18 protein-coding genes are annotated in these 20,579 nt (G+C 66.6%); 10 read left to right on the top strand and 8 right to left on the bottom strand.

Going from position 1 to position 20,579, the window contains the following annotated elements; translation table 11 throughout:
* Positions 1–53: 53 nt before the first annotated feature.
* Positions 54–683: a hypothetical protein gene (locus EO174_RS17530; protein ID WP_208411946.1), complete on the bottom strand. Its 630-nt coding sequence runs from the start codon at positions 681–683 to the stop codon at positions 54–56.
* A 543-nt stretch (positions 684–1,226) separates the two neighbouring features.
* Between EO174_RS17530 and EO174_RS17525 the strand changes: the two genes are divergently transcribed.
* Complete coding sequence (locus EO174_RS17525; RefSeq protein WP_104583318.1) at positions 1,227–2,153, top strand: oxygenase MpaB family protein; 927 nt, start codon at positions 1,227–1,229, stop codon at positions 2,151–2,153.
* 110 nt (positions 2,154–2,263) lie between these two features.
* Here the strand turns inward: EO174_RS17525 and EO174_RS17520 are convergent, their stop codons facing one another.
* From EO174_RS17520 to EO174_RS17500, 5 genes are all read right to left on the bottom strand, one after another.
* Entirely contained in the window at positions 2,264–4,333 is a 2,070-nt protein-coding gene (locus EO174_RS17520) for a M13 family metallopeptidase (RefSeq protein ID WP_164740257.1), read from the bottom strand.
* Between the two features lie 149 nt (positions 4,334–4,482).
* Positions 4,483–5,187, bottom strand: coding sequence for a glycosyltransferase (locus EO174_RS17515; protein ID WP_126946265.1), 705 nt, complete (start codon positions 5,185–5,187; stop codon positions 4,483–4,485).
* A gap of 118 nt (positions 5,188–5,305) precedes the next feature.
* Positions 5,306–6,301 carry an aldo/keto reductase gene (locus EO174_RS17510; RefSeq protein ID WP_104583202.1) on the bottom strand — a complete coding sequence of 332 codons (996 nt, stop codon included), beginning with the start codon at positions 6,299–6,301 and terminating at the stop codon, positions 5,306–5,308.
* A gap of 217 nt (positions 6,302–6,518) precedes the next feature.
* Positions 6,519–7,088 (bottom strand): flavodoxin family protein, encoded by a 570-nt coding sequence (locus tag EO174_RS17505; RefSeq protein WP_104583203.1) that lies wholly within the window; start codon positions 7,086–7,088, stop codon positions 6,519–6,521.
* 91 nt (positions 7,089–7,179) lie between these two features.
* Positions 7,180–8,073, bottom strand: coding sequence for a LysR family transcriptional regulator (locus tag EO174_RS17500; RefSeq protein ID WP_126946262.1), 894 nt, complete (start codon positions 8,071–8,073; stop codon positions 7,180–7,182).
* 105 nt (positions 8,074–8,178) lie between these two features.
* Between EO174_RS17500 and EO174_RS17495 the strand changes: the two genes are divergently transcribed.
* From EO174_RS17495 to EO174_RS17480, 4 genes are all read left to right on the top strand, one after another.
* Positions 8,179–8,595 carry a DoxX family protein gene (locus EO174_RS17495; protein WP_119128269.1) on the top strand — a complete coding sequence of 139 codons (417 nt, stop codon included), beginning with the start codon at positions 8,179–8,181 and terminating at the stop codon, positions 8,593–8,595.
* A 25-nt stretch (positions 8,596–8,620) separates the two neighbouring features.
* A complete protein-coding gene (locus EO174_RS17490) occupies positions 8,621–9,418 on the top strand; it encodes a class III extradiol ring-cleavage dioxygenase (RefSeq protein WP_115677845.1) in 798 nt (265 codons plus the stop codon).
* A gap of 412 nt (positions 9,419–9,830) precedes the next feature.
* Positions 9,831–11,075, top strand: coding sequence for a putative DNA modification/repair radical SAM protein (locus EO174_RS17485; protein WP_104650190.1), 1,245 nt, complete (start codon positions 9,831–9,833; stop codon positions 11,073–11,075).
* Positions 11,076–11,267: 192 nt separating this feature from the next.
* Positions 11,268–12,707 carry a UdgX family uracil-DNA binding protein gene (locus EO174_RS17480; protein WP_126946259.1) on the top strand — a complete coding sequence of 480 codons (1,440 nt, stop codon included), beginning with the start codon at positions 11,268–11,270 and terminating at the stop codon, positions 12,705–12,707.
* A 473-nt stretch (positions 12,708–13,180) separates the two neighbouring features.
* Here EO174_RS17480 and EO174_RS17475 read toward each other — a convergent pair whose 3' ends face one another.
* A complete protein-coding gene (locus tag EO174_RS17475; RefSeq protein ID WP_164740247.1) occupies positions 13,181–13,738 on the bottom strand; it encodes a fasciclin domain-containing protein in 558 nt (185 codons plus the stop codon).
* A 374-nt stretch (positions 13,739–14,112) separates the two neighbouring features.
* On the opposite strand from EO174_RS17475, the gene EO174_RS17470 reads away from it, so the two are divergent.
* The 4 genes from EO174_RS17470 (at position 14,113) to EO174_RS17455 (ending at position 18,383) form a co-directional block, all read left to right on the top strand.
* Positions 14,113–14,373, top strand: coding sequence for a hypothetical protein (locus EO174_RS17470; RefSeq protein ID WP_206515088.1), 261 nt, complete (start codon positions 14,113–14,115; stop codon positions 14,371–14,373).
* Positions 14,374–14,759: 386 nt separating this feature from the next.
* A complete protein-coding gene (locus tag EO174_RS17465) occupies positions 14,760–16,397 on the top strand; it encodes a Na+/H+ antiporter (RefSeq protein ID WP_104583208.1) in 1,638 nt (545 codons plus the stop codon).
* A 283-nt stretch (positions 16,398–16,680) separates the two neighbouring features.
* Positions 16,681–17,625: an ABC transporter ATP-binding protein gene (locus EO174_RS17460; RefSeq protein ID WP_126946256.1), complete on the top strand. Its 945-nt coding sequence runs from the start codon at positions 16,681–16,683 to the stop codon at positions 17,623–17,625.
* Positions 17,622–18,383: an ABC transporter permease gene (locus EO174_RS17455; RefSeq protein WP_016900895.1), complete on the top strand. Its 762-nt coding sequence runs from the start codon at positions 17,622–17,624 to the stop codon at positions 18,381–18,383. The genes EO174_RS17460 and EO174_RS17455 overlap by 4 nt, the downstream gene beginning before the upstream one ends.
* A 522-nt stretch (positions 18,384–18,905) precedes the next feature.
* Here the strand turns inward: EO174_RS17455 and EO174_RS17445 are convergent.
* The gene (locus EO174_RS17445) at positions 18,906–19,172 is read right to left on the bottom strand and encodes a DUF3297 family protein (RefSeq protein WP_104583212.1); all 267 of its coding nucleotides are present in this window, start codon (positions 19,170–19,172) and stop codon (positions 18,906–18,908) included.
* Positions 19,173–19,338: 166 nt separating this feature from the next.
* Here EO174_RS17445 and EO174_RS17440 point away from each other — a divergent pair, with 166 nt between their 5' ends.
* Positions 19,339–19,890 carry a hypothetical protein gene (locus EO174_RS17440; protein WP_104583213.1) on the top strand — a complete coding sequence of 184 codons (552 nt, stop codon included), beginning with the start codon at positions 19,339–19,341 and terminating at the stop codon, positions 19,888–19,890.
* Positions 19,891–20,579 lie beyond the last annotated feature (689 nt).

Here is a 20,579-nt window from a genome sequence, read left to right as displayed (position 1 = left end):
GCGCGCCGCATTGCCGATGCGCTGCGGCAACCACTACATCCATCGCTTGACCGCTACGCCAGTGTCGCCGCTGCGCTATGGGTATTGGTATTGGTCACCAGGCGTGGCGCACCATCGAAGCGGTCCAGATCACGTAGCAATTCGGTGTAGCGACGCAGCCGCCCCATCTCGCGCATGTTGACGATGTCCTCGTGGCGCAATTCGCGCCTGGAACTAACTTCCTGCTTGTAGCGCAGCACTTCCGGGTAGCGACGGGTCATGTCCAGCGCATCGGCCACGCACTCGACCGAGTCGGCGTCCGGGGTGAGCCGCGCGCGGCTGTTGAAGGCGCGCAGCCAGCGTTCGAAACCGGCGCTGTGATCGAACAGATCGGCGATGTACCACATGACGAACAGGATCGAGGCCCACGAGGTGAAGATGATCACCACGCGGCTGAAGGTGAGGTGGTAGTCGTTCTGCCACAGCTGATGGGTGATCACGCCCAGCAACACCAGCGAGATCGCCTGCCAGCCGATGATCGAGGCGATCACCCATTGTTTCTTGGCCACCTTGAGCAGATTGAGCTCCTGGTCGAGCTGGTCGTCGGTTTTCTCGCGCCAGTGCGCGACCTGCTCGTCGAAGGGGAGTCGATGGAGTGCGTTGTCCTGCAACAGCAGGCCCAAACCCTGGAACAAAGCGATCATGACAAGCTCCTGACGGATGGCTGGTACGAACGACTTGCTGCACCCGGCAAAGCGCCGGTGCCCTGGAGCGGCCGGGCAATGGCTGGCAGTGATGCAGGCCGACGCTCGGACGGCCCTAGTTCTAGCACTTTCGCTGTGCATGGCAATGCCTGCTGCGATCCGATGAGCGGCCAATCCTGCGCACCTGCGCACAAATCGCGGTATTCAGGCGCTTCGCAGCGTTTGCCGGACGACTGCAGCGCCAGTGCGTGGCCATTCTTGCTGCACTGCACACCCGCGTTTGCGTGCGTGCATCCGTGATCGAGGCGGGTGCGACCGGCGCGCAATCGATTCCGGCGTGCAGGTCGCGTGAGCGCCGCGCACGCATCCATTCGGCGCAAGGTCCGGCGACAGGCGGGCAAGCGCCCGTCGAGACGGTCGATGCGCATGGGGACGAGCAGCGAACACAGAGCCGCCTTTCACCAATCCCAAATCCCGAATCCTCAATCCCAGCCCCTCAAGGCCACGACGCGGTCTTGCAGCGGGCTGGGTATGCTCGCATGCATGTCAGCCGTCCTGCGTACCCTCACTGCCCCTGCCGCCCGACAGATCCATCGCTGGGTGCTGGGCGCGTTTCCGCGTGGCCAGAGCTCCATCGACTACGACCAGCCCCTTGGCGATCCCGGCATCTTCGGGCCCGATAGCGTCACCTGGCGGGTGCATTCGGAATTTCCCGGCATGTTGTCCGGCGGATTGTGCGCCTTGATGCTGCAGTTGCTGCATCCACGCGCGCTGGCCGGGGTCTACGACCATTCCAACTTCCGCGCCGACCTGATCGGGCGGCTGCGGCGCACCACCAACTTCGTTGCCGGCACCACCTATGCCCCGCGCGCCGAGGCCGAGCAGTTGATCGCCCGCGTGCGCAGCATCCATGCGCATATCCACGGCCACACCGCCGACGGCGTGCCCTACGACGCCAACGACCCGCAGTTGCTGACCTGGGTGCACGTCACCGAGGCCTACGGTTTTCTGCAGGGTTGCCGACGCTATTGCCGCGACGTGCCGGCAAGCATCGCCGACCGCTACTACGACGAAGCGCGACGTGTCGCCGAAGCGCTGGGCGCGGCCGATGTACCCGCCAGCGAGGCGCAGGTCGATGCATATTTCGCCACCGTGCGCGGGCAGTTGCGCATGGACACGCGCTCGCGCGAGGTGCTCGACATCCTCACCAGCATCCAGTTGCCGGTGCCGGCGGCCGGGCTGTCGCGCGGCGTGTTCCTCGGTGCCGGTACCGCCCTGTTGCCAGGCTGGGCCAGCGACATGCTCGGCCGCACCACCACCCAGCGCGCACAGGCACATGCGTCGGCACGGTTGCTGCGGAGCCTGTCGCCACTGTTCCGTACTGCGCTACGCGATGGGCTGTCTGCACGCGCGTGCCGCCGCATGCAGCTGCCGCAGGCGATGTTGCTGGAGTGGCCCGGGCAGCGGTGAGTGCGGGTGCCTGCCTGGAGTGCAAGGCAATGGCGTCATGCGGAGGATGGTGCGCCGTGTGGCCGTACCCTCGCCCCAACCCCTCTCCCGAGGGATGAGGGGCCAGTCTGCTACCAGATCCGCACCCGCTGCTCGGGCGGCAGATACAACTGCTGGCCCGGCTGCACATCGAATGCCGGATACCAGGCATCGAGGTTGCGCACGGTCTGCGCGCGGAAGCGTCCGGGTGCGTGCACGTCGGTGAGCACGGCGTTGCGTAGCGCCGCGTCGCGGTACTTGCCGCGCCAGGCCTGCGCAAAGCCCAGGAAGAAGCGCTGGTCCGGGCTGAACCCGTCGATGGTCTGCGGCTGCTTGCCCTGCAGCGACAGCTGATAGGCATCGTAGGCGGTCGCCAGGCCGGCCACATCGGCGATGTTCTCGCCCAGCGTCAGCTTGCCGTTGACGCTCAGATCGTCGAACGGCTTGTAGGCGCTGAACTGCGCTGCGAGCGCATCGCCGGCGGCTGCGAATTTTTTCAGGTCCTGCGGCGTCCACCAGTTGTGCAGCTCGCCATGTTCGTCGAACTGCGCGCCCATGTTGTCGAAGCTATGGCTGATCTCGTGGCCGATCACCGCGCCGATGGCGCCGTAGTTCACCGCATCGTCGGCTGCCGGGTCGAAGAACGGCGGCTGCAGGATCGCCGCCGGAAACAGCAGGCGGTTTTCCAGCGGCACGTTCAGTGCGTTGACTTCCTGCGGCAGCAGATACCACTCGCGGTGATCCACGGCCTTGCCCAGCTTGGCCAGATTGCGCCGGTACTCGAACAGCTCCGAGCGCTGCACATTGCCCAGCGCATCGTCGCGGCGCACGTCCAGCCCGCTGTAGTCGCGCCAGGTCTCCGGATAACCCACCGCCACGGTCAGCCCGGCAATCTTGGCCTTGGCATGCTGCTTGGTCTCCGGACTCATCCACGCCAGCGCGTCGATGCGCTTGCCGAAGGCGGTGACGATGTTCTTGACCATCTCCTCGGCACGGGTCTTGGTCTGGGCACTGACGTACTTCTGCACATAGCGCTGGCCCACCGCTTCGCCCAAGGCTGCGTTGGTGGCGTCGATGCCGCGCTTCCAGCGCTGGCGTTGTTGCGGCGTGCCTTCCAGCGTGGTGCCGTAGAACGCAAAGCGTTCGTCGGCGAAGGCCTTGGACAGGTACGGCGAGGCGCGGTCCAGGGCGCGAAAGCTCAGGTAATCCTTCCAGGTCTGCAGGGGCTCGGAGCGCACCAGCGCCGACAGGCCGGTCACCGCACCGGGCTGCCAGACGATGAAATCCTGCTGCGCCTTCAGGCCGGCCGCTTCGAAGAACGGCGCCCAATCCAGGCCGGGCGCATTACGCGCGAAATCGGCCTGTTTCCAGGCATTGGCGCCGGCCTGCACGTTGTTGGTCTGTTCGGCGGTGGCGTGCACGCGCGCCATCGCGGTTTCCAGGGCCAGGATGCGCTCGGCCCTGGCTGGCGCGTCGGCGATGCCGGCCAGTTCCAGCAGCTTGACGATGTGCGCGCGGTAGGCCTCGCGCATCTGCGTCATGCGCCCGTCGTCCAGATAGAAGCTGCGGTCCGGCATGCCCAGGCCGCCCTGCACCAGATACGGCACGTAGCGGCCGGGGTGATGCAGATCCTGCGAGATCCACAGGCCGAACAGCCGGTCGGTATAAAAATTGGTGGAGTTGAGCAGGTCCACATCGGCGCGCAGCTGGCCGCCCAGGGTGCGCGCCAGCGCCTGTTTGTCGTCCAGCTGCGCGATGGCGTCCAGTTCCGGTTGCACCGGGCGCACGCCCTTGGTCTCGATCCCGGCTTCATCCATGTAGGCGGCGTAGTAATCGCCGATCTGCTTGTCTTCGCCGGTGACGCGGTCGTTGGCAGCGGCGCCTTCGATGATGTCGCGGCTGTGCTGCTCGGTTTCGATCGCGATGCCGACGAAGCTGTTGAAGCTGGAGCGGTCGTCCGGGATCTGGGTGGTCTTGACCCAGTTGCCGCTGGCGTAGCTGAAGAAGTCGTCGCCCGCCGCCACGCTGCGGTCCATGCCCGCCGCATCGAAACCGAAATCGCCCAGCTTGGGCGTGGTGGGCGTGGCCTTGGCGTGCGTCGTCGTTGCCGGTGAGGCGCCATCGCGGTGGCACGCGGCGGTGCTCAGCAGGGCAGCCGACAGGGCAGCGATCAGGACAGGACGGTGCAGAAGAGCCATGCGGTGCAACTCGGAAACGAAAAACAGACATACCAGTGTAAATTGCCACCGTCGCCACGTCCCCACGCAAGGCAGCGCGCCGCCGCCGTGGCCGCCCTGCGGACACGCGCGGTTCAGCGCCGGCGCTGGTACCAGAAGCCCAGGGCATCGCGGGTCTGCAGCATGCCTCGCCCACGCCATAGGAAGCGCAACAGCAGGCCCAGGTGCTCGCGCTTGGAAAAGCTGCGCAGCTTGCGGTCGGAGGTGTGCACGGTCTGGCGCAGGATCACGAACCGCCCGCAGCGCGCCAGCGCGCGGCTCAATGCCACGTCTTCGCCGGCGTAGTAACGCGTATCGAAGCCGCCGGCGCTGACGAATGCGGCGCGCGTGCAGAACAGGAAGCAGCCCGGTGCGATGCCGCCGAGACGGAACAACCCGCCGAAGATCGCCTGCGCCATGCGCTCGAACCACACGCGCCTGCCCTGCAGATGCACCTGCGCGCCACCGCCGACGGCGCCGGCATCCAGCGCCGCCAGCGCGGCGCCGACCACCTGCGGGTTCACCAGCGTGTCGGCATCCAGAAACAGCAGGCGATCGCCTTGCGCCTGCTGCGCGCCGGCATTGCGGGTGGCGGCGATATGGCGCAATTGCACCTCCAGCACCTCCAGCACCTGCGCACCGACCGCACGCGCGATGGCGGCGGTGGCGTCCTCGCAGGCATCGGCCACCACGATCACCTCGTAGTCCAGCTGCAGGGTCTGCGCACAGGCGTGCAGGCACTGCAGCGTCTGGCCGATCAGCGCGGCCTCGTCATGGGCGGGGATCACGAAAGACAGCATGGCAGGACGCGTCACTCCGATGGCGGTGAGGCCCAGTGTGCGAGCCATGCCGGTGCGATGGCGTGAGCGCACGCCATCGCCGGGCCACTGTGGCGGCGTGCGCTTCCACGCGTACCGCTCAGCGGCTGAGCGCGCCCATCATCGCTTCCGGATAACGCGTCCCGGACGCGGCCTGCAGCGGGAAGATCGCATCGATGCGTGCGAGCTCGTCCGGCATCAGCGCCACGTCGAGCGCGCCGAGGTTTTCTTCCAGGTAGGCCAGCCGCTTGGTGCCCGGGATCGGCACCAGGTCCTGGCCCTGCGCCAACACCCAGGCCAGCGCCAGCTGCCCCGGCGTGATGCCCTTGTCGGCGGCGATCGCCTTGACCTGCTCCACCAGCTGCAGGTTGCGGGTGAAGTTCTCGCCCTGGAAACGCGGCGAATGGCGACGGTAATCGTCGGCGTCGAAGTCATCGGGAGAGGCGAATGCGCCAGTCAGGAAACCGCGACCCAGCGGCGAATACGGAACGAATCCGATCCCCAGCTCGCGCACGGTTTCGAAGACGCCATTGTCCTCGGGCTCGCGCGACCACAGCGAATATTCGGTCTGCACCGCAGTGATGGGATGCACCGCATGCGCGCGGCGGATGGTGGCTGCGGCGGCTTCCGACAGCCCGAGGAAACGCACCTTGCCTTGTTCGACCAGGCGCGACATCGCACCCACCGTGTCTTCGATCGGCACGTTGGGGTCCACGCGGTGCTGGTAGTACAGGTCGATATGCTCCACGCCCAGGCGGCGCAGGCTGGCTTCGCAGGCCGTTTGCACATAGTCCGGGCTGCCATCGATGCCGCGCACCGATGGGTCGTTGGGATCGAGCTTGATGCCGAATTTGGTGGCCAGGAACACCTCGTGCCGGCGCGCGGCGATGGCCTTGCCGACCAGGATTTCGTTGGTGTGCGGGCCGTACATGTCGGCGGTGTCGAGCAGGCTGACGCCGTGATCGAGGGCGCGGTGGATCACCGCGATCGAGGCGGCCTCGTCGCTGCGATTGCCGTAGAACGCGCTCATGCCCATGCAACCGAGGCCGAGCGCAGAAACGGTGGGGCCGGAACGGCCAAGCGTGCGGGTTTGCATGGTGGAGAAAACTCCGTGCGGCAAGGAAGGCAGGAAGAAGGATGCAGCGGCGTGCGTTAGCGCGATGTGGCCCGGGCGATGATGCGCGAGCAGGCCGGCATTGGGCCCGACATCACGCACCGAACGCGCGCTGCGACCGAACAACCCGCACATGCCAGCAGACCAGGGCCCACTGCCATGCACGGGTGTCGTGACGCGGACGCTACCAGCTGCCGCGTCAGCCCTTGAGCTTGCCGGCGAACTCGGCCACGCGCTTGCCGAGCAACTTGGCGGTTTCCAGATCGCCGCTGCGTGGCGCTTCTTCCGGCGAGGCATCGGAGGGCGAGATCGCCAGCGCGCCTGCCGAGCCGGCGGTCCAGTTGATGTCCTGCGGACCGTGCGCCTTGGTGTTGGCCGGCAGCAGACCGGTACCGACCCAGACCTGGCCGTGCTGCTGCGACAAGGTCCAGAAATACTGGATGGTGGCGTACTTGTCGCCGTTCACCGAGGCCGAGTTGGTGAAGCCGGCTGCGATCTTGTCCTTCCAGGCCTGCGCAAACCACGGCTTGGAGCTGGCGTCGGCAAACTTCTTGAACTGCCACGCCGGCCCGCCCATGTAGGTGGGGCTGCCGTAGATGATGGCGTCGGCGGCGCCGATCGCCTCCCAGGCGTCGTCGGGCAGGTTGCCGTCCTGGTCGATGCGGTACAGCGTGGCCTCGCCGACACTGGCGGCGCCGGCATGCACGGCTTCGGCCAGCTTGGTGGTGTGGCCGTAGCCGCTGAAATAGATGATGGCGATCTTGCTCATGCGCAGTCCTGTGGTCGGGGGGAGCCGATTGTGACCACACATGCCGTGTCAGGTTAATGACCATCGACGGGACGTACTGTTGCCGGGCTCATCAGCGCCCGGCATCGCCCATGCGCTCGACCAGGTAATCGATGAAACTGCGCACCTTCGGGGCCAGGTGGCTGCGGCTGGTATAGACGGCGAAGATGCCGATCTCTCCCAGCGCGTACTGCGGAAGGATACGCACCAGCCGGCCGGCGGCCAGATGCTCGTCGGCCAGGAAGTCCGGCTGCATCGCGATGCCCAGGCCGGCCACCGCCGCCGCGCTCAGCACATGCCCGTTGTTGGCACGCAGGTTGCCGTGGAGGCGCACCTCGCTATCGCCCTCGGGCCCATGGAAGCGCACCTCGTCGCCGTTGGGCGAGTAGTGGTACAGCAGGCAGTCGTGGCCGGCCAGGTCGGACGGATGCATCGGGGTGCCGGCACGGGCCAGGTAGGCCGGCGCCGCGCAGGGCACCAGGCGGACCGTGCCCAGGCGCCGGGCGATCAAGGTCGGCGCCGGCTGGCGGGTGATGCGGATGGCCACATCGAAGCCTTCCTCGACCATGTCGACCAGCCGGTCCGACAGCGACAGGTCCAGTTCCACCTGCGGGTAGCGCGCGCAGAAGTCCGGCAGCAGCGCGGCCAGGCGCTCGATGCCGTAACTCACCGGCGCGTTGACGCGCAGCACGCCGGCCGGCTCCAGTGCCTGCGCGCCGACCGTGGCCTCCAGATCGTCCAGGTCGGCCAGCAGTTGCAGACAGCGCTGGTAGTACGCGGTGCCGGCGCTGGTCAGGCTGACCCGCCGGGTGGTGCGATTGAGCAGGCGCGTGCCCAGCCGTTGCTCGAGCGCGGCGACCTGCCGGGTCACGCTGGCGGTGGAACGGTCCAGCGCATCGGCGGCGGCGCTGAAGCCGCTGCGTTCGGCCACCGCTGCAAACACGCGCATTGCATCGAGGGTATCCATCGGTATCCGATTGTTGCTTTGAGTGCAATAAATTATCCGAAGTGAAGCTATTTATCAGAAATTTGTAAGCAATACGCTGTGCAGGTCCTCACTGGAGTCCGTCCAATGTCCACCTCCCTCGCTTCCCCGCGTACCGCTGCCTATGGCGCGGCCTTGCTGCGCATCAGTCTGGGCGCGCTGTTTCTGGTGCATGGCCTGATCAAGTTGCTGGTGTTCACCCCGGCCGGCACCGTGGCCTATTTCCAGTCGCTCGGCCTGCCGGGCGCGCTGGCCTACCTCACCATCGCGCTGGAGCTCGGCCTGGGCCTGTCCCTGCTGCTGGGCATCTACGCACGCTGGGTCGGGCTGCTGGGGGTGCCGCTGCTGCTGGGCACCATCATCAGCGTGCATGGCGGCAATGGCTTCGGCTTCTCCAATCCGGGCGGCGGCTGGGAATACCCGGCGCTGTGGGCGGTGTTGCTGGTCGTGCAATCGCTGCTTGGCGAGGGCGCGTGGGCGCTGAAGCCGGCGCGTCGAGGCTGATGATCGTTCTTCCGAGGAGTGCGCCATGAGCCGTTTGCCTTCCCTGTACATCTCGCACGGATCGCCGATGACCGCCTTGCAGCCGGGGCAGGTCGGCGAGCGCCTGGCCGAGCTTGCGCAGACCTTGCCGCGGCCGCGCGCGATCGTCGTGGCGTCCGCGCATTGGCTGGGCCGCCGCCCGCTGGTCAGTGGCGCGCTGCAGCCGCCGACCATCCATGACTTCGGCGGTTTTCCGGCACCGCTGTACGAACTGGAGTATCCCGCACCCGGCGAGCCGGCGCTGGCGCAGCAGATCGTGCGCCGGCTGGAGCAGGCCGGCCTGCATCCGCACCTGGACCCGCAGCGCGGCTTCGATCATGGCGTGTGGGTGCCGCTGCGCCTGCTGTATCCGGCTGCCGGGATTCCGGTGGTGTCGGTGTCGATCCAGCCCGAGCTGGGGCCGGCGCACCAGTTTGCGGTCGGCCGCGCGCTGGCACCGCTGCGCGAGGACGGCGTGCTGGTGGTCGGCTCCGGCAGCATCACCCATAACCTGCACGACTTCCGCCACGGTTACAGCGCCGAACGCGAGGCGCCGTATGTGCGGCCCTTCATCGAGTGGACCGAGCGCAAGCTGGTCCAGGACGACATCGCCGCGCTGCTGGACTATCGCCGGCAGGCGCCGCACGCCGCGCGCGCGCATCCCACCGACGAGCACCTGTTGCCGCTGTACGTGGCGATGGGCGCGGCCGGCGGGGACCGGCTCGGCGCACAGCGCATCGATGCCGGCATCGATGCGGGGTTTCTGGCGATGGATATCTATCGGTTCGATGGCGATCCATGCTGATCGCGCGTGCGGGCCCGGTCGTCGCCTGAGCCGTGGCGAGCGCGGCACGCCTGCACCGTAGCCGTTATCTACGGTGCAGGCAGCTCGCCGGACCGGCCACGGGGCACCGCGCAACCGCCGGCACGCGATGGCATGCGGCCTGTTGCTGCCGCTGCAAGCCGGCCCGGCGCGGTGGCGACAACGAGCAAGGCCCGCAGCGATAAGGCTTGGGCTTACGGCGAACCGGCTCGCAGCCATAGGCCGGGTGCCGGCAAGCGCGGCCCCGGGCGTGAGGCATGGCGCCGACAAGCGCCGGCACTGCAGCCACCAGGTATGGTGCCGATAAGCATCGGCAGCGCAGCGCTCTGAAGCATTCACGATGACGCGCGCTGCAGTCTCACAGGCTGAGACTGCAGCGCGACATGCTGCTCGCGTGAAAATCCTCGACAAACTCGCAGTGCTGGCCGATGCGGCCAAATACGACGCGTCCTGCGCCTCCAGTGGCGCGAACAAGCGCAATTCGCTCGGGACCGGCGGGGTCGGCAGCACCGAGGGCATGGGGATCTGCCACTCGTACACACCCGACGGCCGCTGCGTGTCGCTGTTGAAGATCCTGCTCACCAACTTCTGCGTGTTCGATTGCGCATATTGCGTCAACCGTGTCTCCAGCAACGTGCGCCGCGCGCGCTTTACGCCGGAAGAAGTGGTCACGCTGACGCTGGACTTCTACAAGCGCAATTACATCGAAGGCCTGTTCCTGTCCAGCGGCATCATCCGCAACTCCGACTACACGATGGAGCAGCTGGTGGAAGTGGCGCGGCAGCTGCGCGAGGTGCATCACTTCGCCGGCTACATCCACCTCAAGACCATTCCCGATGCCGCGCCCGACCTGCTGGCTGCCGCCGGCCGCTATGCCGACCGCCTGAGCATCAACGTGGAACTGCCGACCGAGCAGGGGTTGACGCTGCTGGCGCCGGAAAAAAGCGTCGGCGGCATCCGTTCGGCCATGGGCGAGTTGCGCTGGCGCATCGAAGAAAACCAGCTGGAGCGCAAGGCCGAAAAGGTGCGCCGTGCCAAGCCGCCGCGCTTTGCGCCGGCCGGGCAGAGCACGCAGATGATCGTCGGCGCCGACGATGCCAACGACCGCAGCATCCTGGACACCAGCCACAATCTCTACGGCAACTACCGGATGCGTCGGGTGTATTACTCGGCCTTCAGCCCGATCCCGGATGCCTCGTCCAAACTGCCGTTGCAGGCGCCGCCGCTGCAGCGCGAGCACCGGCTGTATCAGGCCGACTGGCTGCTGCGCTTCTACGAATTCAGCGTGGAGGAAATCGCGCCAACCCAGTCCAGCGGCATGCTCGACCTGGACGTGGACCCGAAGCTGGCCTGGGCGCTGCGCAATCCCGAGCGCTTTCCGGTGGACCTGAACGTGGCGCCGCGCGAGATGCTGCTGCGGGTGCCAGGCCTGGGCACCCGCAACGTGGACCGGCTGCTGTTGTCGCGCCGGCATGCGCGCCTGCGGGTGGGCGATCTGGCGCGGTTGCGGGTGCCGATGAAGAAGCTGCTGCCGTTCGTGAGTGTGCTGGACCATCATCCGCGCCAGCGCCTGGACGATCCGGTGCGCTTGCGCGCGCAACTGGCGCCAGCGCCCAGGCAGGCGAGTCTGTTCGATTGAGATCGCAGCTCTCCGCCAGCGTTCTGCGTATCGCCGCTTCGGCTGGCTTCTCCCCTGTTGCCGGCCAAGGCGCCCGAAGGGCGGATAAGGATGGCATCAAGCGCAAAGGCGCCACCCAGCACCAGTGCTTACCCAGGAACACGACGCTGTTGCCAATCCCCAATCCCTCAATCCCCAATCCCGACCACCGCGATGTTCAACGCTGACGTTGCGCCGGGCTGGAGCCTTGACGCATGGCGTGCGCTGGCGCGGGCGGGGTGGTGCGCGCAGGTGGAGCCGGACTCCATCGCGTGGAATGGCGGAGCGCAGGGCGGCCTGTTGATGGGGCAGGGGCTGCTGGATCTGCCGGCCGTGGTTGCGCCGCCGCGGGTGTCGGCCGCGTTCCTGCAGATGGCGGGGGCGGTGCTGTGTCATCGCGATCCGCAGCGCCATGCGGTGCTGTACCGCTTGTTGTGGCGGGTGGCGAGCGGAGAGCGCGCGCTGCTGGAGCGGGCCACCGATGTCGATGTGCATCGGGTGACGCAGTGGCAAAAGGCGGTGCAGCGCGACACCCACAAGATGAAGGCGTTCGTGCGCTTTCGGCGTTTGCCGGTGGAAGAGGAAGACTTCGTGGCGTGGTTCGAGCCCGAGCACTGGATCGTGGACCGGGTGGCGCCGTTTTTCGCGCGCCGCTTCGCCGGCATGCGCTGGGCGATCCTCACCCCGTATCGCAGCGTGCGCTGGGATGACGAGGCATTGACGTTCGGCGAGGGTGCCGTGCGCACTCAGGTGCCGGCCGACGATGCGCAGGAGACGCTCTGGCGCACCTATTACGCGCATATCTTCAATCCGGCGCGGCTCAACCCGACCATGATGCGGCAGGAAATGCCGCAGAAATACTGGAAGAACCTGCCCGAGGCGCGCTTGCTGCCGGAGCTGATCCGCGAGGCCGGCGTGCGCGTGCGCGAGATGGCCGAGCGTGCGCCCGAGCCGGTGCGGCGGCGCGTGCCGGTAGCGCCAACGCCGATCCCGGAAGTGGCCACGCAAAGCCTGGCGCAGTTGCGCGTGGCCGCGCGCGATTGCCGGCGCTGCGCATTATGGCAACCGGCAACGCAGACGGTGTTCGGCGAGGGGCCGAGCGACGCGTCGGTGATGGTGATCGGCGAGCAGCCCGGCGACGAAGAGGATCTGAGCGGGCGTCCGTTCGTCGGGCCGGCCGGGCGTTTGTTCAATAGGGCACTGGACGAGATCGGTCTCGATCGCAACACGGTCTACGTGACCAATGCGGTCAAGCATTTCCGTTTCGAGCAACGTGGCAAGCGGCGTCTGCATCGCAACCCGGAACGCTCGCATGTGCAGGCCTGCAGTGGCTGGTTGCAGGCCGAGCGCGCGCAGCTGCGTCCGGTACAGATCGTGTGCCTGGGCGCGACCGCCGCACAGGCGGTGCTGGGAAACAGCTTCCGCCTGATGCAGCAGCGTGGCCAGTGGCTGCGGCTGGACGACGGCACGCCGGTGCTGACCACCGTGCATCCCTCATGGGTCTTGCGGCAGGGCTCGGAGGCCGCACGCGAGGAAGGCTACCGCGGATTTGTCGCCGACCTGCGCCAGTTGCTGGATGCACCGAGCGCTGCAGCGCGCGCGGCGCGGACATAAAAAATGCGCGTGCAAGTGCACGCGCACGGTGTCGGAGAATGGTGACACCAAGTGGACCACTGGCGAGCCAGTGGTCCTCACCGCCGCTTCGCGGTGTGGTGGCGCTGCCTGGACCCTGTTTCCAGGCACGCGCGGATTCGCAATTGAACAATGTCGGCACGTCGTAACGTGCAGCTGATGCGCTGGCGTTGTAGTGCAACGCCAGCGCAGCCAAGCACGTCAAGCAAGAACGGCCCGCAGGGACTGCTACATGGCCGTCAGGCAGGTGCGGCCAGTGTGCGAAATCGGCATGCACCGCCGGACCGCCCGGCGTCGAGCGCACCGTCCGCGCTTACCGGAGTGCGTGTCATGCCTCATCTCCACGCTTAAAGCGCCGGCTTGCGCAAATCGTTGTCGATCCACCGGCGGAACGTGGCTGCGTTCCGCCGAGGGAGGCATGTGCATGCAACCGCCTGCTTCACAGCAAGACCCAGTTACGGCATCAACACCTTATCGACCACATGGATCACGCCATTGCTCTGCATGACATCGGCAATGGTGACGTTGGCGGTGTTGCCCTTGGCATCGGTGATGGTGACCTTCTTGCCGTTGAGCTTTGCGGTCAGCGCCTCGCCCTGCACGGTGGTCAACGTCGCGCTGCCACCACCGGCCTTGATCTTGGCGATCAACGAAGCAGCGTCGACCTTGCCCGGTACCACGTGGTAGGTCAGCACCTTGGTCAGCGTGGGCTTGGATTCGGGCTTGAGCAGGGTGTCCACCGTGCCGGCCGGCAGTGCGGCGAATGCGGCATTGGTCGGGGCAAAGACGGTGAACGGGCCCGGGCCTTTCAGTGTGTCGACCAGGCCGGCGGCCTTGACCGCGGCGACCAGGGTGGTGTGGTCCTTGGAGTTGACGGCATTGTCGACAATGTCCTTGGTCACCAGCATCGGCGCGCCGCCCACGGTCGGGTTCGATGCGGCGTAGGCGGGGGCCATTGCGCTGGTCAGGGCGATGGCAGTGGCGACGGCAAGCGAGTGGAATGAGGTCTTCATGAGGCATCGATCCTTTGGGTAGGCGACTGCCCGGTTGGCAATCGTGTGCTCAGATACGCGGGTGGATGCAGCGCGGATGCATCACGCCGTCTTTACACTGGCGTGCGCGATACAGCATTCAGGGCACGCTCCTGCGCGCGACTTCGCACTTGCGCCATGTAGCCTCGCGCCAACGGCTGCCATCCTTGTTGGGGGCGGATGCAGATCATGGTGTTGAAGTCGCTGTCCGGCATCCGCATTCGCGGGCGACATGGCGCACCGAATCACGCATAAGGTCTTAGATGCATGAAGCGGGAAATTCGACTCACGCACAAAGCTCGTAGATGCATGACGCGGAAAATCGACGGCACGCGTTTTCGCAGACCCACATCGAGGTGGTCGATGCCGACAATGGCGGCGCAGGCAATCACCCGGTGCACCTCACGCTCGTGGAAGATGCCAGCGGCAAGACGATCGGCCAGCAGATGGTCGGTGCGCAGTGGCCGCATGCCTTCAGGCAGAAGCCCAGGGTGGTCGAGGTGATGGGGAGTCACCTCGCTTCCAGGCTGACACTGCACGAAGCAACCTCCATCGTCGCGGTCGAGACCACGCGGCAATCGACGCTGCATGCGAAGGAGCACGTTCGCCACGCCTGATCGCGTTGTCGCCGGTGAGCTGCCTGCAAGGCGGCTAACGCAGCAACTGCGCTTTTCGCAGGCGGTGTGCGTGGTCGGCAGTGTTGCCGTTGCTGGCGTTGCAGCGGCCGACCATCGGGTCAGGCAGTGGGCCTGGGCAGGGCACTGCCGCACCATCGGGCCGGCGTCCATCCGCTGGCGTATCCAACGGCGCCAGGGCCATACGGATGGGCAACTGCGTGGCATCGACATGGGCGCATGGCAGCTCTGCCGCGGCCTGTGGCGCGCCGGTCAGGGGGCACAGAGGTTTCATCGCCGGGTGCAAACCGGTATGTTTCCGTTGGCACGTGGTGGTGCGTTGCACTCTGCGATGCCGCACGCGCACTGTTTTTTCTTCCGGGTTTTCCATGCATTCGATCGATGTCGTCCTCGCCATGTTGCTGGCGGTCGCGGCCAGCGGTTATCTGATCCGCATCCTGCCGTTCTCCTTGCCCCTGCCGTTGGTCCAGATTGCGCTTGGCGCGGTGGTCTCGGGTGTGTTCGATGCCGGGCATGAGCTGGAACCGGAGCTGTTCTTCCTGCTGTTCCTGCCGCCGCTGCTGTTTCTGGATGGCTGGCGCATTCCCAAACAAGGCCTGTTCCGCGACAAGGCCGCCATCCTCGAGCTGGCGTTGGGGCTGGTGGTGTTCACCGTGGTCGGCGCGGGCCTGCTGATCCATTGGCTGATCCCGGCGATGCCGCTGGCGGTGGCCTTCGCGCTGGCGGCGATCATCTCGCCGACCGATCCGGTGGCGGTGTCCTCGATCGCCTCCAAGGTGCCGATCCCCAAGCGGCTGATGCACATCCTGGAAGGCGAGTCGCTGCTCAACGATGCCTCCGGGCTGGTGTGCTTCCAGTTTGCGGTGGCCGCGGTGCTGACCGGCAGCTTCTCGATCGCCACCGCCTCGCTGACCTTCCTGTGGGTGGCCTTGGCCGGGCTGGCGCTGGGCGTGGCCACCACCTTCGGCCTGAGCCGCATCCAGGCCTGGATCTGGCGCCACTTCGGCGAGGAGCCGGGTTCGGCGATCCTGGTCAATCTGCTGACCCCGTTCGCGGCCTATCTGCTGGCCGAGGCCTTCCATGCCTCCGGCATCCTGGCCGCAGTGGCGGCCGGGGTCACCATGAGCTACGTGGAAATGGCCGGCAACGCGCCGGGCAACATGCGGCTGCAGCGCTCGGCGGTGTGGGACACGGTGCAGTTCACCTTCAACGGCATCATCTTCGTGCTGCTGGGCGAGCAGTTGCCGGGCATCCTGGACGGGGCGGTGCGCAGCGTGCAGGAAGCCGGGCACCTCAATCCGTGGTGGCTGGCGGTGTACGTGGCCACCATCAGCGCCAGCCTGATGGCGCTGCGCTTCGTATGGGTATTCCTGTCGCTGCGCTGGAACATCTTCAAGGCGCAGTGGCGCGGCGAGCAGCATGTCAGCCCGCCGTGGCGCATCGTGGTGGCGGTCTCGCTGGCCGGCGTGCGCGGTGCGATCACCCTGGCCGGCGTGCTCACGCTGCCATTGATGCTGGAAGATGGCTCGCCGTTTCCTGCGCGCCAGCTGGCGATCTTCCTGGCCGCCTCGGTGATCCTGGTGTCGTTGCTGGTGGCCAGCGTGGCCTTGCCGCGGCTGCTGCGCGGGCTGGAGCTGCCCGAAGAGGAAGACGAACAGCTCAAGGAAGACCTGGCGGTGAAGGCTGCCTCGCAGGCCGCGCTGGAGGCGGTGGAAAAACTGCGCCAGCGCCTGGTGGAGGACAGCCGGCATGCCGAGCGCTACAACGCCGCCGCCAACCAGGTCAGCCAGCGCTATCAACGCAAGCTCGGTGCGGTGGACATGGCCGAGACCGATCCGGAAGAGGCCGGTGCCTACGAACAGGCGCTGCGCCAGTTCCGCCATGCCGCGCTGGTGGCCGAGCGCAACGAGTTGTTCAAGCTGGCCAGGCGCCGCGAGATTTCCGATGACCTGTCGCGCCGGCTGGTGCGCAACCTGGATCTGATCGAGTCGCGCAAGCGCGCTTGAGCGCGCGGGAATCGGGAATCGGGATTCGGGAATCGCAACCGCCAGCGCCGGCGTAGGAGCGCACCCGGGCGCGACAGGCATGACCGATAAAGCTTCTCGCGCCCGGGTGCGCTCCTACAACAGCGCATGCCGGCGTGTTCGGGCGTCGCGGCCGCGGTCTTGTACGGTGCCCAGGCACGCACCGGGCAAATCGTGGGTCGGGAGACACCATCCCATCTATCCCCCTCCCATTGTCACGGCGCACCGCCTACCCTGTGGCGCTGATCGTTCCCGTGCAGAAGACATGACACCCATCGTTTCCATCCAGGGATTGAGCAAGACCTACGCCGGCGGTTTCCAGGCGCTCAAGCAGGTGGATCTGGACATCCAGCGCGGCGAGATCTTCGCGCTGCTAGGTCCCAACGGCGCCGGCAAGACCACGCTGATCAGCATCATCTGCGGGCTGATCAACCCCAGCACCGGCACCGTGCTGGCCGACGGCCACGACATCGTGCGCGACTACCGCGCCGCGCGTGCCAGCATCGGCCTGGTGCCGCAGGAGCTGGCCACCGACGCGTTCGAAACCGTGTGGGCCACCGTGCGCTTCAGCCGCGGCCTGTTCGGCAAGCCGGCCAATGCGGCGTATCTAGAAACGGTGCTGCGCGAACTTTCGCTGTGGGACAAGCGCCACAACAAGATCTCCACGCTGTCCGGCGGCATGAAGCGGCGCGTATTGATTGCCAAGGCGCTGGCGCACGAGCCGCGCATCCTGTTCCTGGACGAGCCTACCGCCGGCGTGGACGTGGAGTTGCGTCACGACATGTGGCAGATGGTGCGGCGGCTGCGCGAGCAGGGCACCACGGTGATCCTGACCACCCATTACATCGAGGAAGCCGAAGACATGGCCGACCGGGTCGGGGTGATTAACCGCGGCGAGCTGGTGCTGGTGGAAGACAAGCACACGCTGATGCGCAAGCTCGGCAAGAAGCAGCTCACGCTGAGCCTGCAGGCGCCGCTGCAGGCCATCCCGACTGCGCTGGGCGATTTGCCGCTGGAACTGGCGGCCGACGGCAACAGCCTGGTCTACACCTTCGACACCCAGGCCGAGCAGACCGGCATCGGCGCATTGCTGCGCCGGCTCAACGAGCAGGGCATCGACTTCAAGGATCTGCATTCCAGCGAGAGCTCGCTGGAGGAGATCTTCGTCAACCTGGTGCATGGCGCCCGCAACGTGGAGGTGCGCGCATGAACCGGCATGCGATCGCGGCGATCTACCGATTCGAAATGGCGCGCGCCTTCCGCACGCTGACCCAGTCGATCGCCTCGCCGGTGTTGTCGACCTCGCTGTATTTCGTGGTGTTCGGCGCGGCGATCGGCTCGCGCATGGGCGACATCGACGGCATCAGCTACGGCGCCTTCATCATCCCCGGGCTGGTGATGCTGTCGCTGCTCAACGAGAGCATTTCCAATGCCTCGTTCGGCATCTACATGCCGCGCTGGGCCGGCACCATCTACGAGGTGCTGTCGGCGCCGGTGGCCTGGTGGGAGATCGTGATCGGCTATGTGGGCGCGGCGGCGACCAAGTCGGTGTTGCTCGGCTTGCTGATCCTGCTCACCGCGCGGCTGTTCGTGCCTTACGAGATCGCCCATCCGCTGTGGATGCTGGGCTTTCTGGTGCTCACCGCACTGACCTTCAGCCTGTTCGGTTTCATCATCGGCATCTGGGCCGACGGCTTCGAGAAACTGCAGGTGATCCCGCTGATGGTGGTGACGCCGCTGACCTTCCTGGGCGGCAGTTTCTACTCGATCAACATGCTGCCGCCGCTGTGGCAGAAGGTCACCTTGTTCAATCCGGTGGTGTACCTGATCAGCGGGTTCCGCTGGAGTTTCTACGGCAAGGCCGACGTGCACATCGCAGTGAGCACCGGCATGACCTTTCTGTTCCTGCTGGTGTGCCTGGGCGTGGTGGCGGCAATCTTCCGCAGCGGTTACCGGCTCAAGGCCTGAGAGGTGGATGCAGTGGGTTTGTCGGCCGCATCCTGGTGGATGCCGTCGGACGTCCAGGTCAAACGCGTCGGAAGTCCAGATCAAACGCGGAGTGGGTCGAGTGCGCGGTGCCCTCGCCGCTCGCGGGACACGCCGTAAACCCATCCATGTAGGCTCGGTGGCGGCATCCATGCCGCCACACGGTCCCGCAATCGGTGAGGACACCGCACCAGAAAGTCTGCTGGTTGTTTGAAGGCCATGAACACCGACCATCGCGACTGGTCCTTGCCTGCCCACCGTCGCGGACTCTTACGCGGCATGGATCCCGCGTAAGAGCCTGCATGGACGTACTTGCGGCATGTCCCGCCATGGCGGGCGGGCCCTGCAGCCAAGTCGCAGATCAGCTGCGAATGGCCAGTCATCGCTGCTACACGAACGTCCTTGCAGCGTGTCCCGCGAGGGTGGGCGGGCAAGGGCCCGCAGCAAACTCGCCGCCCGGCAGCTCTGCAATGGAACAGCGTGAGGTAGTTTGGTCAGCCGCGCTTACTCGGCAGCAGCCTTGGCGTCGCCCTTGGTGTCCAGGAAGTAGGCCACCACCTCGCCCTTGATCTTCATCGTCATCGGGTTGCCGCGACGGTCGCGGGCCTTGCCGACCTGCACCTTGATCCAGCCTTCGCTGACCGAATACTCCTCCACGTTGTCGCGTTCGACACCGTTGAAGCGCACGCCGATGCCGCGGTTGAGGGCGTCGGCATCGTGGAACGGGCTGCGTGCATCGATGGCCAGATGATCGGGAGGGGTATCGCTCATGGGAAAGGCGTCATGGCGGCCGGGATGGCCGTCTTCGGCCGCACAGGATACGGGCCCGCGCCGCGAAGATCAGCCCCGGCACTGCGTGCGCATGCGCCGGGCGGTTTGCGTGCGCGCCGCCAGGCCTCCACACTTCACGCCTGCACTCCTGAGAACCCAGACCGCCATGCCCGATAACAGCGCCGACTACGAAGACGACGAAGGCCTGCAGCCCGAGGGCGACGAAGACGATGTCGACGACCACCCGGCGCGGGTGTGGAATCTGCTGGTGCTGATCAATCCCGGTGACGAAGACACCGCCCTGGGCCAGTTCGATACCTGGCGCGAGGCGCAGGCCGACCTGGACGACGACGAGGGCGACGATGCCTGGTTGTGGGCCTTGAAGGATGCGATCGACTGGCGCTCGGGCTTCTTCGTGGACTGGAAGGACACCGACGCGTTCATTGCCGCTATCGACGAACTCAGCGCGCGCTGGAACCTGCGCATCGACTGGGGTGGCGACCTGGATGACGAGGAGTTTGCCAGCGATCTGAGTGTGCCGGACCTGATGGCGGTGGCCTACGATCGTCTGCGCGAGCACGGCTACTCGCTGTGGAACTGGAACACCGGTGGCGACGCCTATGCCGGCTGGATCGCCCTCAGCCGCGACGACGACGCCATGCTGGCGCTGACCTCGCTGCTGGGGGTCGAGGTGCGGCTGGGGAACGAGGCGTTCTGAGGGCCGGGAGTGGGGAGTCGCGAGAGCGGTCTCCGGGTGCGTGGGTCTGGCTGGCATTGTCCGCTGCCAGGTGATTGCCCCGTAGGAGCGTGCCTGCGCGCGACAGGCGTTACCGGGACAGCTCCTCGCGCTCAGGCGCGCTCCTACAACGGCGTGGCGTCATGGTGCAGAGGGGGATGCCGCCGTCGTGACGTTGCAGGCCTCCTTACCAATGAGGCTTACACGGCCCAGCGATGGCCACGTAGGAGCGTGCCTGCGCGCGACAGGCGTTACCGGGACAGCCCCTCGCGCTCAGGCGCGCTCCTACAACGGCGTGGCGTCATGGTGCAGAAGGGGGTGCCGCCGTCGTGAAGTTGCAGGCCTCCTTACCATGAGGCTTACACGGCCCAGCGATTGCCCCGTAGGAGCGTGCCTGCGCGCGACGGGCGTTACCGGGACAGCCCTTCGCGCTCGGGCGCGCTCCTACAACGGCGTGGCGTCATGGTGCAGAGGGGGATGCCGCCGTCGTGACGTTGCAGGCCTCCTTACCATGAGGCTTACACGGCCCAGCGATTGCCACGTAGGAGCGTGCCTGCGCGACAGGCGTTACCGGGACAGCTCTTCGCGCTCGGGCGCGCGCCTACAAAGGCGCGCCGCCAATCAGGTTGCGGCCACCGCCGTTGCGAATCCTCAATCCCCAGCCCCGAATC

This window comes from Xanthomonas sp. BRIP62418, assembly GCF_003993495.1.
Classification (GTDB): Bacteria; Pseudomonadota; Gammaproteobacteria; order Xanthomonadales; family Xanthomonadaceae; genus Xanthomonas; species Xanthomonas euroxanthea.
The sequence above is the reverse complement of the archived record's forward strand: the minus strand, read 5'-3'. Positions and strand labels throughout refer to the sequence as shown.